11 protein-coding genes are annotated in these 14,103 nt (G+C 73.4%); 4 read left to right on the forward strand and 7 right to left on the reverse strand.

Going from position 1 to position 14,103, the window contains the following annotated elements; translation table 11 throughout:
• Window positions 1-26 precede the first annotated feature (26 nt).
• Window positions 27-1,721: a methylmalonyl-CoA mutase subunit beta gene (locus FVE25_RS05050; protein WP_157245164.1), complete on the forward strand. Its 1,695-nt coding sequence runs from the start codon at window positions 27-29 to the stop codon at window positions 1,719-1,721.
• Complete coding sequence (scpA, locus tag FVE25_RS05055; protein ID WP_157245165.1) at window positions 1,718-3,883, forward strand: methylmalonyl-CoA mutase; 2,166 nt, start codon at window positions 1,718-1,720, stop codon at window positions 3,881-3,883. The genes FVE25_RS05050 and scpA overlap by 4 nt, the downstream gene beginning before the upstream one ends.
• Window positions 3,884-4,042: 159 nt before the next feature.
• Here scpA and FVE25_RS05060 read toward each other — a convergent pair whose 3' ends face one another.
• From FVE25_RS05060 to FVE25_RS56175, 5 genes are all read right to left on the reverse strand, one after another.
• On the reverse strand, window positions 4,043-4,525 hold the full coding sequence (locus FVE25_RS05060; RefSeq protein ID WP_157245166.1) for a GNAT family N-acetyltransferase: 483 nt from the start codon (window positions 4,523-4,525) through the stop codon (window positions 4,043-4,045).
• A 66-nt stretch (window positions 4,526-4,591) separates the two neighbouring features.
• Window positions 4,592-6,109, reverse strand: coding sequence for a serine/threonine protein kinase (locus FVE25_RS56170; RefSeq protein WP_281367808.1), 1,518 nt, complete (start codon window positions 6,107-6,109; stop codon window positions 4,592-4,594).
• Entirely contained in the window at window positions 6,110-6,280 is a 171-nt protein-coding gene (locus tag FVE25_RS05070) for a hypothetical protein (RefSeq protein ID WP_157245167.1), read from the reverse strand. It abuts the gene before it with no gap.
• Window positions 6,277-8,073, reverse strand: a complete 1,797-nt coding sequence (locus FVE25_RS54285; protein ID WP_219825305.1) for a serine/threonine-protein kinase — start codon at window positions 8,071-8,073, stop codon at window positions 6,277-6,279. The genes FVE25_RS05070 and FVE25_RS54285 overlap by 4 nt, the downstream gene beginning before the upstream one ends.
• A complete protein-coding gene (locus FVE25_RS56175; protein ID WP_181019446.1) occupies window positions 8,074-9,423 on the reverse strand; it encodes a serine/threonine-protein kinase in 1,350 nt (449 codons plus the stop codon).
• Between the two features lie 228 nt (window positions 9,424-9,651).
• On the opposite strand from FVE25_RS56175, the gene FVE25_RS05085 reads away from it, so the two are divergent.
• The gene (locus tag FVE25_RS05085; RefSeq protein ID WP_219825306.1) at window positions 9,652-11,202 is read left to right on the forward strand and encodes an amidohydrolase family protein; all 1,551 of its coding nucleotides are present in this window, start codon (window positions 9,652-9,654) and stop codon (window positions 11,200-11,202) included.
• 9 nt (window positions 11,203-11,211) lie between these two features.
• Here the strand turns inward: FVE25_RS05085 and FVE25_RS05090 are convergent, their stop codons facing one another.
• Together FVE25_RS05090 and FVE25_RS05095 are read right to left on the reverse strand one after the other, a co-directional pair.
• Window positions 11,212-12,246 (reverse strand): methyltransferase, encoded by a 1,035-nt coding sequence (locus FVE25_RS05090; RefSeq protein WP_157245169.1) that lies wholly within the window; start codon window positions 12,244-12,246, stop codon window positions 11,212-11,214.
• A 14-nt stretch (window positions 12,247-12,260) separates the two neighbouring features.
• A complete protein-coding gene (locus FVE25_RS05095) occupies window positions 12,261-13,040 on the reverse strand; it encodes an enoyl-CoA hydratase/isomerase family protein (RefSeq protein ID WP_157245170.1) in 780 nt (259 codons plus the stop codon).
• 57 nt (window positions 13,041-13,097) lie between these two features.
• Here FVE25_RS05095 and meaB point away from each other — a divergent pair, with 57 nt between their 5' ends.
• Entirely contained in the window at window positions 13,098-14,057 is a 960-nt protein-coding gene (gene meaB / locus FVE25_RS05100; RefSeq protein ID WP_157245171.1) for a methylmalonyl Co-A mutase-associated GTPase MeaB, read from the forward strand.
• Window positions 14,058-14,103 lie beyond the last annotated feature (46 nt).

Genomic DNA, 14,103 nt, shown 5'->3' on the forward strand with positions numbered 1-14,103 from the left:
GTTCGGTTCCGCTTACTATCCGAGACATGAAACTGGCAGCCGGGTATCCCCCCACCACCCGTGACGACTGGCACGCGATGGCGGTCGCGGTGCTGAGCAGGTCCGGGCTCGAGTTCGACGCGCTGACCAGCCGCACCTACGACGGGCTCACGCTGCAGCCGCTCTACGACGCCGCCGACCTGCCCGCCGGCCCCCGGCCGCCGCTGGGCGCGCGGGGCTGGGACGTGCGGCAGCGGCACGCCGTGGCCGACCCGGAGGCGGTGCTCGCCGACCTGGAGAACGGCGTCACCTCGCTCTGGCTGGTCGTCGGTGACGACGGGATCCCGGCCGGGGAACTGCCCCGGGTGCTCAAGGACGTCTACCTGGACCTCGCGCCGGTCGTGCTGGAGGCGGGGGAGTCGGTTTCCGCCGCGGCGGAGGTCCTGCTGGGGCCGGCCGCCGCGGGTCAGGGGTCCGTGCGGGGGAATCTGGGGGCGTCCCTGGGCGCGGCGGGGCCGGCGGTCGTCGCGGCGCTGGCCACCCGGTGTGCGCGGGAGCATCCCGGGCTGCGGGCGGTGGTCGTGGACGCCACGCCGTACCACGATGCCGGGGCCGGTGACGCGCAGGAGCTCGGGTGCTCGCTGGCGCTCGGGGTGGCCCATCTGCGGGTGCTGACCGAGGCCGGGCTGAGTGTGGAGCAGGCGCTGGGCCAGCTCGAGTTCCGGTACGCGGCGACGGCCGATCAGTTCGCGACCATCGCGAAGCTGCGCGCGGCCCGGGTGACGTGGCGGCGGGTGGCCGAGGCGTGCGGTGCTCCGGCCAAGGGGCAGCTGCAGCACGCGGTGACGAGCTCGGCCATGATGACGGCGCGGGATCCGTGGGTGAACATGCTGCGGACCACGCTGGCCTGCTTCGCCGCCGGGGTGGGCGGGGCCGACGCGGTGACCGTGCAGCCGTTCGACGCGCGGTTCGGGGCGCCGGACGCGTTCGGGCGGCGGATCGCGCGCAACACGCACGCGCTGCTGATGGAGGAGTCCGGGGTGGCCAGGGTGGCCGATCCGGCGGGCGGCTCGTGGTACGTGGAACGGCGTACGGCGGAGCTGGCCGAGGCGGCGTGGGCGTGGTTCCAGGAGATCGAGGCCGCCGGCGGGCTGCCCGGCGGCGGCGAGGAGGTCGTGGCGGCCGGGATCGCGCGGGTGCGGGCGATGCGCGACGGCGACATCGCGCATCGGCGGTTCCCGATCACGGGGGTGAGCGAGTTCCCGAACCTGGCGGAGGAGCCGCTGCGGAGCACCCGGGCGGCCCGGCCGGGACCGGACCTCCACTACGCGGACGCCTTCGAGGAGCTGCGGGATCTGGCCGACGCGCAGCCGGAGCGCCCCACGGTGTTCCTGGCCACGATCGGTCCGGTCGCGGCGCACACGGCGCGGGCGAGTTTCGCGGCCAACCTGTTCCAGGCCGGCGGGCTGGCCACCGAGAGCGCGGGGCCGGGGACGGATCCCGGGCAGATCGCGACCGCCTTCGCCGTCAGCGGGGCCCGCGTGGCCTGCCTGTGCTCGACCGACAGGCTGTACGGCGAGCACGCCGAGGCCGTGGCCGCCGCGCTGAAACGGGCCGGGGCGAGACGGGTCTGGCTGGCGGGGAAGGGGGAGTACGAGCACGTGGACGGGCGCCTGTTCGCCGGGTGTGACGCGCTGGCCGTGCTCAGGACGACCTTCGAGGACCTGGAGGTGGCTCGATGAGCATTCCGGACTTCACCACGGTGCCGCTGGCGGGCGGCTCCGCCGTACCGCAGGACGCGGTCGAGGGGGAGGCGTGGGAGACGCCGGAGGGCATCGAGGTCAAACCGCTCTACACGGCCGCGGACGTGGACGGGCTTGACTTCCTCCGCACGTATCCGGGGGCGGCGCCGTACCTGCGGGGGCCTTATCCCACGATGTACGTCAATCAGCCGTGGACGGTGCGCCAGTACGCGGGGTTCTCCACGGCCGAGGACTCCAACGCCTTCTACCGGCGCAACCTGGCGGCGGGGCAGAAGGGGCTGTCGGTCGCGTTCGACCTGGCCACGCACCGGGGGTACGACTCCGATCACCCGCGGGTCGCCGGTGACGTGGGCATGGCCGGGGTGGCGATCGACTCGATCTATGACATGCGTCAGCTTTTCGAGGGGATTCCGCTGGATCGCATGTCGGTGTCGATGACGATGAACGGGGCGGTGCTGCCGGTCCTGGCGTTGTACATCGTGGCGGCCGAGGAGCAGGGGGTGGCGCCGGAGCACCTGGCCGGGACCATTCAGAACGACATCCTCAAGGAGTTCATGGTCCGCAACACCTACATTTATCCCCCGGCACCCTCCATGCGGATTATTTCGGATATTTTCGCGTATACCAGCGAGAAGATGCCGAAATTCAACTCCATCAGCATTTCTGGGTACCACATCCAGGAAGCCGGGGCCACGTGCGACCTGGAGCTGGCCTACACGCTGGCCGACGGGGTCGAGTACCTCCGCGCGGGCGTCGGCGCCGGGCTGGACATCGACGTCTTCGCGCCCCGGTTGTCGTTCTTCTGGTGCATCGGCATGAACTTCTTCATGGAAGTGGCCAAGCTCCGGGCCGCGCGCCTGCTGTGGTCGAAGCTCGTCTCCGGATTCGGTGCGAAGAATCCGAAGTCACTCTCGCTGCGCACCCACTCCCAGACCTCCGGCTGGTCCCTGACCGCTCAGGACGTCTACAACAACGTCGTGCGCACCTGCGTCGAAGCCATGGCCGCCACCCAGGGCCACACCCAGTCGCTGCACACCAACGCCCTCGACGAGGCCCTCGCCCTGCCCAGCGACTTCTCCGCCCGCATCGCCCGCAACACCCAGTTGCTCCTGCAGCAGGAATCGGGCACCACCCGCGTCATCGACCCCTGGGGCGGCTCCTACTACGTCGAACGCCTCACCCACGACCTCGCCGAGCGCGCCTGGTCGCACATCCAGGAGGTCGAGCAGGCCGGAGGCATGGCCAAGGCGATCGACGCCGGGCTGCCCAAGCTGCGCATCGAGGAGGCCGCCGCCCGCGCCCAGGCCCGCATCGACTCCGGCCGCCAGCCGGTCATCGGCGTCAACAAGTACCGCCCCGGCGCCGACGAGCCCGTCGACGTCCTCAAGGTCGACAACAGCGCCGTGCGCGCCCAGCAGATCGACAAACTGCGCCGCCTGCGCGCCGAACGCGACGACGAGGCGGTAGGGCAGGCGCTGGAGTCCCTGACCAAGGCCGCCGACGCCGCCCAGAACGGCACCCGGGACCCCGGCCTGGAGCAGAACCTGCTGAAGCTGTCCGTGGACGCCGCCCGCGCCAAGGCCACGGTCGGCGAGATCTCCGACGCGCTGGAGAAGGTGTACGGCAGGCACGCCGGTCAGGTGCGTACCATCTCCGGCGTGTACCGAGACGAGGCCGGGCCCGCGGCCGACATCGAGCGCGTGCGCGCGGCGTGCGCCGACTTCGAGCGCGCCGAAGGCCGCCGCCCGCGCATCCTCGTCGCCAAGATGGGCCAGGACGGCCACGACCGCGGCCAGAAGGTGATCGCCACCGCCTTCGCCGACCTCGGCTTCGACGTGGACGTCGGCCCGCTGTTCCAGACGCCGGAGGAGGTCGCCCGCCAGGCGGTCGAGGCCGACGTGCACATCGTGGGCGTCTCCTCGCTGGCCGCCGGCCACCTCACGCTGGTGCCCGCGCTGCGCCGGGCGCTGGCCGGCCTGGACGCGGAGGACGTCATGATCGTGGTGGGCGGCGTCATCCCGCCGGGCGACTTCGCCGAGTTGCGGGCCGCCGGGGCCGCCGCGATCTTCCCGCCCGGCACCGTCATCGCCGACGCCGCGCTCGGACTGCTGAAGGACCTGACCACGCGTCTCGGCCACTGACAAGAATCTCGCAAGCGACATGCATGTGCCTGGCGGTTGAATCCCGTCTTGTCAGCCATGACGGGAAGGACGTGTGGTGTCCATGTCGTTGACCGAGAACACCGAGGCCCCGGCGCACTGCGGCGTCGGCTGGGGGAGCCTCGTGCTCCGATAGGTCCGCTATGACTCTCCCCGGGATGACCCGGGGAGGGTCAGGTCGATCTGGTACTTGATGAAACCCGGATTGTCGGCCACCTGGTCGTACAGGCGGCGGGCCGTGGCGTTCGTCTCCTGCGTCATCCAGTAGACGCGGGCGCAGCCGCGCGAGGCGGCCCAGCCGGTCACGGCCGCGATCAGGGCCCGTCCGGCGCCGTGGCCGCGGGCGTCCGGGGCGGTGAAGAGGTCCTGGAGGTAGCAGATCCGGGCGTCGGGGGCAGAGGTGCTGCCGTGGAGCAGGAAATGGGTGATCCCCACCAGGCGGCCGTCCAGGCGGGCGCCGAGGGCGTGCAGGCGGGTGTCCTCCTGGAACTCCGCCCACGCCCTGTCGTACATGCTCTGGGGTTCGGCGCGGCCGTAGAAGGCGATGTAGCCGCGGAACAGCTCTTCCCAGGCTTCCCGGTCGCCGGGGTGTAGCTTCTCGACTGTCAGTGTGTCCTGCACCATGCCCGGAAATTTACGGATACGTCATCGCAGGTGGGAGAGCCACTCGGCGCTCCAAGCGGCCGACCACTATTCCTCGGGCCAGGGGGCGCCGTCGCAGGTGCTGAAGGAGAACGAGCGGGACACGGCGTTGGGGGACAACACCTTGAACCGCACGGTGTGCGGCCCGTCCGAGCGGATGTGCGCATAGCCGAGAACCAGCTTGACCGGCGCGGTGGCGGCGGCCTTGCCCATGTCCCTGCCGTCCAGGATCCACCGATAGGTGAACGGCGTCCTACCGGAGGCCGCAACCGAGGCGGCGATGTTGGACTGCCGGTAGCACGTGCCGGTCAGCAGCCCCTCCGACCGCAGACTCACCGCCCCGATCCGGCCGGCCGGGCGGGCGGTCTTCGAGGTCGTGGCAGGGGTGCCCACCGGGCTCGAGGACGTGGTGGGCGTCGGCCTTGACGACGGGGTGCGCGCCGCCGTGGGCTCCCGGCTCCGGGTGCGCGTCACGGTCGGCTCCGAGGCACGGCCGCGCGTTGTCGCGGACCCCGGGGTACGGCTCCGCGTCGTCGTGGCCCCCGGCTCCGCGGCCGGCGTGGCGGTCTTGCCGTCCTTCGCCGGTGCCGGCCCCGTGGTCCCCGGCCCGGCCGACGGCAGCGCCACCGGCGACCGGCCAACCGGCCAGGACACCTGGGTCACCAGCACCACCACCAGCCCGGCCACCACCACCGCGCCAAACATCGCGCCACCCACCACCAGCATCCGCCCACCTGAGGTCTGACCATCCAGAGTCCGATGGCCCGTGCCCCCGCTCGCGGGTGTGGGCGCGGCCGGCGGGACGTGGCTGCCGCCGATGAGTTCGAACAGCACATCCTGCATGGAAGGCCGCAGAGCGGGATCCTTCTCCAGGCAGCGGGTCACGATGGGCCGCAGGGCTGCGGGCAGGTCGCCGAGGTCCGGGCCGGCCCGCTGGATGCGGGTGATGACGGCGGGCAGCGAGTCGTCGCCGAACGGCGGCCGGCCGGTCGCCGCGAACACCATCACCCCGGCCCACGCGAACACGTCCGCCGCGGGCCCCACCGGCACCCCGGCGAGTTGCTCGGGCGCCATGTAGGCGGGCGTGCCCACGATGCCGCTGGTCATCGTCAGCGCCGTCCCCGACCGCGCGATCCCGAAGTCGATCACCCTTGGCCCGCCGGGCCCGAGCAGAACGTTGCCCGGTTTGAAGTCGCGGTGCACCACTCCCGCCCGGTGGACGGCGGCCAGCGCGGTCGCGGTGGCGACCGCGAGGCGCTGCAGGCCGGCGCCCGTGTGCCGGCCGGCCTGTGCCAGAGAGGGCCCTTCCACGTACTCGGTCACGATGTACGGCGTGCCGCCCGCCGAGGCGTCCAGCACCTGAGCGATGCAGAACGGCTCCACGCGCCGCGCCGCCGCGATCTCCCTGGCCAGGCCGTCCCCGCCCGAGCGCAGCACCTTGACCGCCACCCGGGTCCCGTCGCGCCCCTCACCCAGGTACACCACACCCTGCCCGCCCTCACCCAGCCGGCCGATCAGCCGGTACGCGCCGACGGCGGGCGGGTCGTCGTCTCGCAGCGGCCGCATCTAGGCCGTCGCGCACATCGTGAGCGACACGGAGGCGGAGCCGCCGCCGGCCACCCGGTACGTGATGGTGCGCGGCCCGTAGGACAGGGACACCTGCTTCTCGGAGAAGACGTGGCCACCCTCGCCGAACCGCCTGACGATGCGCTTCGGCCCGACGTCCGGCGGGATCAATACTCCTCCATCGGGCAGACGCTGAACGGCACCGTCTTGGCCGCGCTTCCCGGCGCCGTGACCTTCAGCGTGACCGAGTGGCCTCCGGTCTTGAGCATGTACTGGTGGGCCAGCGCCGGCGCCGTGAACTCCCCCTTGGGCACCCAGCTGCGGTTGCGCATCTTGACCACGCCGTCCACGACCCACGCGTAGCTGATCCACACCTCCGACCGCGAGGACTCCATCGAGCCCGAGAACCCGACCGGCGGCATGTAGCAACTGGCCGAGTGATCCTGGCCGGGGCCGCCGCGCAGGTCGATGCCGAGAATCCGGATCCTCGCGCCCCCGGCCGCGGGCCTGGTGGTGGACGTGGTGGGTTCCGGGGTGGTCCGCTGAGCCGCAGGGGTGGTACGCACCGGTGCGGGGGTGGTGCGCCGAGGCGTCGGGGTGCGCGCGGGCGAGGGCGTGGTGCGCGGGGGCTTCGGCGTGGCGGGTTTCGGCTTGGGCGTCCTTTTGGCGTACGGCTTCCGCCCCGGCGTGACCGGCGTCGGCCCCTGGGACATCGCCACCGCGGGCCCGGCCCCCGCGTCCGGCAGGCCCGGCCGGAACGAGGTCACCCCGTACACCAGCCCACCGGTCACCACGACCGCAGCGGCCGCCGCCAGCGGCACGACCACCCCCGCCCGGACCGGCCCGCCCGCCCTGCGGGAAGCACCCGGCCCCGCGAAGGCTTCAGGGCCACCGGATCGACCGCGCCCCGCGAAGGCGCCGGATCCGCCGGATCGACCTGGCCCCGCGAAGGCGCCAGATCCGCCGGATCCACCCGGTCGCCCAAAGGCTTCACGGCCACCGGCTCCACCCAGGTCGCCGTCGGCGTGGCGGCCGCCGCGGCCGTGCCGTACCCGATCGACCGTCCGATCCCGCCCCGCGGGATCGGTGAAGGGTCCTGGAGAGTGCGTCGCGGCGGGAGCGGGGGCAGCGGCGGGGGAGCGCTCCCACGCGGGCGTGCCCTCCGCGCCGGCCGCCTCCCGGTCACCGCCCAGCAGCCGTAACAGCACCTCCCGCATCGGCGGCCGCGCACCCGGGTCCTTGGCCAGGCAGTCGTACACGACCCCGCGCAACTGCCGGGGCAGGTCGCCGAGGTGAGGTTCGTTGTGCAGGATGCGGTTGATGATCGCGGGCAGGGTGTCGTCCCCGAAAGGCGGCGTCCCGGTGGCGGCGAAGACGATGACGCCGGCCCACGCGAAGACGTCCGCCGCGGGCCCGGCCTCCTGCCCCGCGAGCTGCTCCGGCGCCATGTACGCGGGGGTGCCCACGATCCCGCTGGTCGCGGTGGCCACGGCGCCGACCGCCCGGGCGATGCCGAAGTCGATCACCCGCGGCCCGCCGGGCCCGAGCAGGACGTTGGCGGGCTTGAAGTCGCGGTGCACCACCCCGGCCGCGTGGACGGCGGCCAGCGCGGTGGCGGTGGCGACGGCGAGGCGCTGCAGGTCGGCGCCGCTGTGGCGGCCGGCCTGGTGCAGGGAGGGCCCTTCGACGTACTCGGTCACGATGTACGGCCGGCCGGCGGCGGAGGCGTCGAGCACCTGGGCGATGCAGAACGGCTCGACCCGCCGCGCCGCCGCGATCTCCTTGGCGAAGCGGTCGTCGCCGCCGAGCCCGCCGCGCAGCACCTTGACCGCGACCCGGGTCCCGTCGCGCCCCTCGCCCAGGTACACGACGCCCTGGCCGCCTTCCCCGAGGCGGCCGAGCAGCCGGTACCCGCCGACGGCCGGGGGATCGCCGGCCCGCAGCGGCTCGGCCGGAGGGTTCATCTACTCGGTCCCCGCGGGGCAGACCTCGACCGCGATCGACTCGCGGGCGGGCACGGGGGAGGTGACGCGCAGGGTGACCGTGTGCCGTCCGGGGGCGGTGATGGCGGGCGGGGCGGCGATGGCGCGGGTGCGGGCCTGGGTGATGTAGGCGGCGCCGCGCCGTACCACCTGGCCGTCGACGATCCAGGCGTAGCGGAAGCGGACCGGCCACCGGGTGCCCTCGACCAGGCCGCTGACCACGGTGTCGCCGACCTGGCAGTCGCGGCTCTGGGCGGTTCTGGCCCCTTGGGCGCGGACGTACAGGACCCTGATGCTGCCGACGTCGCGCGCGGAGGAGGAGGCGCTGGGGGTGGGGCGGGTGCGCTTGGGCTTGGGGCTGGTGGAGGAGACGGCGGCGGGCGTGACCGTGGCGGTGACGCGGGGGCCGGCCTCGCCCCGGGGGTCGTCGGAGGTCAGCCAGACGATGGCTCCGGACAACGCCAGCACCATCACCCCGGACACGCCCGCGATCAGCGCTCGGCGGACCGTGCGCCGCATAGGCGACCTGGGCTTCCTGGGGGCGGGCAGCGGCTGCTCGCCGCCGAGCAGTTGCACGACGACCTGGCGCATGGCGGGCCGGAGCGCCGGATCCTTGGCCAGGCAGCTCTGGACGATGGCGCGCAACGGCTGCGGCAGGTCGCCCAGCCGGGGTTCCTCGTGCAGGATCCGGTGGATGACCGCGGGCAGCGCCCCGTCGCCGAAGGGCGGCTTGCCGGTGGCGGCGAAGACCACGACGCAGCCCCAGGAGAACACGTCCGCCTCGGCCCCCGCCTCCAGGCCGGACAGCTGCTCGGGCGCCATGTAGGCGGGCGTGCCGGAGATCCCGCCGCCGGCGCTGAGCGTCTGCCCGCCGGCGGTGATCCCGAAGTCCACCACCCGCGGCCCGCCGGGCCCGAGCAGCACGTTGGCGGGCTTGAAGTCGAGGTGCGCGACCCCGGCCTGGTGGATGGCGGCCAGCGCGGTGGCCGTGGCGTTGGCCAGCCGCTGGACCTCGGCGCCGCTGTGCCGTCCCACCCGCTGCAGCGACGGCCCGTCCACGTACTCGGTCACGAGGTACGGCCGGCCGTGGAAGGAGGCGTCGAGCACCCGGGCCACGCCGAGCGGTTCCACGCGGCGGGCGGCGGCGATCTGGGCGGCGGCGCGGTCGTCCCCCGCCAGGTCGTCGCGCAGCACCTTGACCGCGACCGGCACGCCGTTCCTGGCCTGGCCCAGATAGACCACGCCCTGACTGCCGGCGCCGAGCCGCCCGACCAGGCGGTAGGGTCCCACGACCGCCGGGTCGCCCTCGCGCAACGGGTCTACCTGAGGCATGAGGGGAGTGACTCCTGTGACGGCTGAGATGGATCTCCAAGACCCTAGCGCCAAACCACATCCTTTGTCGGAAGTTAGTCCGATAAATGCGTCAACGACGCTAACTGTCAGGTCAAACTCCGCCTGACCCGGCACGCGAATCCATGACATATGACACGTCCCCTGTGCACCTCGCCCGTTGTCTACTGGCGAGGCAAAGATCGGATCGGGTGAACGGGAGAAAGTCCTATGTCCAGGATGATTCTGAGCGCGCCCGCGGGCCGCCGCGATTTCCTGCGCGGTGTCTCACTCGCCGGGGCGGGCGCCGTCCTCGCATCGGCCGTGCCGCCGGCCGCGGCCGCCGCGGGCGAGGCCATCACGGTCCTCCGGCGGGCCACCCTGATCGACGGCACCGGCGCGCCTCCGCGACCGGCGACGACCATCGTGATCATCGGCGAGCGGATCACCTGGACCGGCCCCGGCCACGAGGCGCCCCGTCCCGGGAACGCCCTGGTCATCGACCTGAACGGCAAGGTCGTCATCCCGGGCCTGTGGGACATGCACGCCCACGGCAGCCTGCAGGAGAAGATCGCCCCGCCGCTGTACGTCGTCAACGGCGTCACCGGCATCCGCGAGATGATGGGCCTGCCCGGCCACCACGCGCTCCGCGCCAGGATCGACCGCGGCGAGGTGCTCGGGCCGCGCATGGTCATCGGCAGCGCCATCGTCGACGGCCCGGTCTCCGTGCTGGGACCGCTGCCCGTCAAGGTGGGCACCGAGGCCGAGGCGCGGCAGGCCGTACGCGAGGCCAAGGCGGGCGGCGCGGAGTTCCTCAAGGTCTACTCCTACCTGCCCCGCGACCTCCTGCGCGTGCTGGCAGACGAGGCCGCGAAGCTCGGCCTGCCCATGGACGGCCACCTGCCGTACCTGGTGCCGATGGAGGAGGCGAGCAGGCTCGGCCAGCGCAGCATCGAGCACCTGACCGGCCTGACCCTGGCCACCTCCAGCCGGGAGGCGGAGTTCCGCAGCCGGCTGGAGTCCACCCCGATCACCGACCCCTTCTCCTGGTACGCCATGGCCCGCGACCTGGAACGGCAGGCCGCCGCCGGCTACGACCCGGCCAAGGCCCGCCGCCTGTACGCCGAGCTCATCCGCAACGGCACCTGGCACACCCCCACGCTGGCGGTGCTGAAGGTGTTCTCCCAGCCCGCCGACGCCTGCACCGGCGACCCGCGCCTGAAGTACATCCCCGCGGCCGACCGGCGGCAGTGGCTGGCGACCCTGAAGGCCGCCGCTCCGGACACCCCGGAGGAGATCGCCCGGGATCGCCGCTTCTTCCGGCAGCTCCTGACGCTGACCGGCCGGTTGCACCGGGCGGGCGCCGGCCTGCTCGGCGGCACCGACAGCTACAGCCCCTTCGTCATCCCGGGCTTCAGCGCCCACGACGAGCTCTCGCTCCTGGTCCGCGCCGGACTGCCGCCGATGGCGGCCCTGCAGGCCATGACCAGGGACGCCGCCCGTTTCCTCGGCCGCGCCGCCACCACCGGCACCGTGACGCCCGGCAAGCTCGCCGACCTGGTCGTCCTGGACGCCGACCCGCTGGCCGACATCCGCAACGTCCGCCGCATCCACGCGGTCATGACCCGCGGCCGCTACCTCGGCCCGAGGGACCGCGAACGCATCCTGGCCGAGGTCGAGAAGGCCGCCCGGAACCCCGCCGCCCCGGACTCCGCCGCCCCGGACTCCGCCGCCCCGGACTCCGCCGCGCAGGCGGCCGCGGCCGCCTGCGCCTGCCGCTGACGCCTCGGCTCAGCGGGTGCCCTTGATGCCCACCACCATGCCGTCCAGCGCGGGCAGCCGGGTCACCGACGGGGAGGCGAAACCGGCCTCGAGCATCCATTCCGCGCAGTCGGCGCCGGTGAAGTCGAAGCCGCCCAGGGTGTTGACCAGCATGTTCAGGCTCATGAGCAGGCCGGGGGCGTTGGTGGCCCGCTCGTCGTCGATGAGGGTCTCGTAGACGATCAGCGCGCCCCCCTCGGGCAGGGCCTCGTACGCCTTGCGCAGCAGGAGCCGCTTGGTCTCCAGATCCCAGTCGTGCAGCACGTGACCCATCACCAGGATCTCGGCCTGGGGCAGCGGCCCGGTCAGGAAGTCGCCGGCGTAGAAGCTGAGCCGGTGCGACAGGCCGTGCTCGGTGACGTACTCGGTGAACAGCGGACGGACCTGCGGCAGGTCGAACACGCCGCCGGTCAGGTGCGGGTGCGCCTCGGCGAGCTGTACGGCCAGCGCCCCGCGGGCCCCGCCCACGTCCAGGAACGTCGTGTACTTCTCGAAGGGGAAGGCGGCCGCGATGGCCCTGGCCGTGGGCAGGGTGAGGCCGGTCATGCCCTTCAGGAAGCGGCGCATGGCCTCTTCGTCGGTGTACATCGACTGGAACAGGTCCTCGCCCCCCGCCGTCTCGCTGCTCTGCGCCCGGCCGGTACGCAGCGCGGTCGTCAGCGAGGCCCAGGACCCGTAGCCGCGGTCGCCGGCCAGCTCCATCAGGTCGCCGATGTAGGTCGGCCTGGCCCGGTCGAGGTAGTAGGCGGTGGCGGGGGTGTTGGCGTAGAGGCCGCCGGAGCGCTGGAGCATGCCGAGGGCCACGAGGGCGTCGAGGAAGTCGCGCGCGCCGCGCTCGTGCAGGCGCAGCCGCTCGCGGAGCTGCTCCAGCGTCAGCCCGCCCTGCGCCAGCTCGGTGAAGACACCCAGCTCCACGGCGCTGATCAGCGTTCTCGCCCCCCAGAACGCCCGGCCGAGGATCATGATCGGGGCGGCGTCCGGCGGTTGCGATGGGTTAGCCGTCATCGTCCCAGTCTTGGTCATCGGGCGCCGGGCTGGCCAATATCACTCGCGGGATGATTCCGGCGGGCGGCCACCGTGCGGTCCATGAACGCCCGGATCCGGCCGTCGGCCGCCGCGGTCCGCCACAGCCGCGCCGTCGCCGGCTCGGCGGCGAGGCGGCCGGCCGCATCGGCGTGCAGCTGCCGTTTGGTGTGCCGGAAGGCGTCGGCGGGGATCGCCGCGGCCAGCCGGCCGGCTACGGCCATGGCCCGCTCGAGCAGGGTCTCCGGCGCCGTCACCTCGTCGACGAAACCCCGGGCCAGCGCCTCGGCGGCGGCATGGTTGCGGCCGTCCAGGATCGCCCGCCGGGCGCCTACCGGGCCCAGCGCGTACTCCATGATCTCCAGGGCCGCGGCCGGGAACGGCACCCCCACGAGCAGCTCGGGCACCCCGATCGTCCCCCCGGCCATCACCCGGTGGTCGCAGGCGGCGGCCAGCACGCACCCACCGGCGATCGCATGGCCGTTGATCGCCGCCACCACGGGCTTGCCCAGGTCGAAGACGGCGCGGAACGCCTCGGAGAGCGCCGGCAGGAACGCCTCCACGTAGTCCGCGCCCCCCGACACCACGCGCTCCAGGTCGACCCCGGCCGAGAACGCCCGCCCGGAGCCGGTGAGCACGACGGCCCCGGCCGGCCCGGCGTCCACCTCGCGCGCCGTCGCCGTGATCTCCTGGCACAACTCCAGGTCCAGGGCGTTGACCTTGCCGTGGGCCAGCCGTACCACGGTGACGTCGCCGGAGGTCTCGACCTCGATCACGGCGCTCCCTTCCCGGGCTCTCGATGATCGCCCATGGTAGGGCCGTACGATCGGGGGATGCGATCGGTCGAGGACTATGTCGAGGGCGTGAAGGCCGGGTCCAGGACGTGGATCGGGCGGGCCGTCACGCTCGTGGAGTCCACCAAGGGCGATCACGCGCGCATGGCCCAGGAGATGCTGGTCGCGCTCACCCCGCTGGCGGGCCGGACGTGGCGGATCGGGGTCTCCGGGGTGCCGGGGGTGGGCAAGTCCACGTTCATCGACGCCTTCGGGAGCATGCTCACCGGGCTGGGGCACCGCGTGGCGGTGCTGGCGGTGGACCCGTCCTCCACCCGGACCGGCGGGAGCATCCTGGGGGACAAGACCCGGATGGCGCGGCTGGCGGCCGATCCGCACGCCTACATCCGGCCGTCGCCCACGTCGGGGACGCTCGGCGGCGTGGCCAAGGCGACCCGGGAGGCCATCGTCGTGGTGGAGGCGGCCGGGTTCGACGTGGTGCTGGTGGAGACCGTCGGCGTCGGGCAGTCGGAGACGGCGGTGGCCGACATGGTCGACACCTTCCTGCTGCTGAGCCTGGCGCGGACCGGCGACCAGCTGCAGGGGATCAAGAAGGGCGTGCTGGAGCTCGCGGACGTGATCGCGGTCAACAAGGCCGACGGCGAGCACGAGGTGGCGGCCCGCAAGGCGGCCAGGGAGCTGGCCGGGGCGCTGCGCATGCTCCGGTCCGAGACGGCGCCGCCCCCGGTGCTCACCTGCAGCGCGCTGACCGGGGCCGGGCTCGAGGAGCTGTGGCGGCAGATCGGCGCCCACCGCGAGCGGGTGGACGTGCCGGCCAGGCGGCGGGCCCAGCAGGTCCGGTGGACGTGGACGCTGGTGCGCGACCGGCTGCTGGCCGAGCTGCACGCCGACCCCCGGGTGGCCGGCCTCACCAGGGAGGTCGAGCGCGAGGTGCTGGCCGGCGAGCTGACCCCGGCACTGGCCGCCGACCGGCTCCTCGCCGCCTTCAAACGCCCCTGACGACCGCCGACCGCCCCTGACAACGGGCAGCCGCCCCTTGACCGCC

It is taken from the genome of Nonomuraea typhae, from assembly GCF_009760925.1.
Taxonomy (GTDB): domain Bacteria; phylum Actinomycetota; class Actinomycetes; order Streptosporangiales; family Streptosporangiaceae; genus Nonomuraea; species Nonomuraea typhae.

What these genes read in the sequence shown, in the direction of transcription:
- FVE25_RS05050 (WP_157245164.1), top strand. Translation starts at nt 27, where the DNA reads ATGAAACTGGCAGCCGGGTATCCCCCCACCACCCGTGACGACTGGCAC.
- scpA (WP_157245165.1), top strand. Translation starts at nt 1,718, where the DNA reads ATGAGCATTCCGGACTTCACCACGGTGCCGCTGGCGGGCGGCTCCGCC.
- FVE25_RS05060 (WP_157245166.1), bottom strand. Translation starts at nt 4,525, where the DNA reads ATGGTGCAGGACACACTGACAGTCGAGAAGCTACACCCCGGCGACCGG.
- FVE25_RS56170 (WP_281367808.1), bottom strand. Translation starts at nt 6,109, where the DNA reads ATGCGGCCGCTGCGAGACGACGACCCGCCCGCCGTCGGCGCGTACCGG.
- FVE25_RS54285 (WP_219825305.1), bottom strand. Translation starts at nt 8,073, where the DNA reads ATGAACCCTCCGGCCGAGCCGCTGCGGGCCGGCGATCCCCCGGCCGTC.
- FVE25_RS56175 (WP_181019446.1), bottom strand. Translation starts at nt 9,423, where the DNA reads ATGCCTCAGGTAGACCCGTTGCGCGAGGGCGACCCGGCGGTCGTGGGA.
- FVE25_RS05085 (WP_219825306.1), top strand. Translation starts at nt 9,652, where the DNA reads ATGTCCAGGATGATTCTGAGCGCGCCCGCGGGCCGCCGCGATTTCCTG.
- FVE25_RS05090 (WP_157245169.1), bottom strand. Translation starts at nt 12,246, where the DNA reads ATGACGGCTAACCCATCGCAACCGCCGGACGCCGCCCCGATCATGATC.
- meaB (WP_157245171.1), top strand. Translation starts at nt 13,098, where the DNA reads ATGCGATCGGTCGAGGACTATGTCGAGGGCGTGAAGGCCGGGTCCAGG.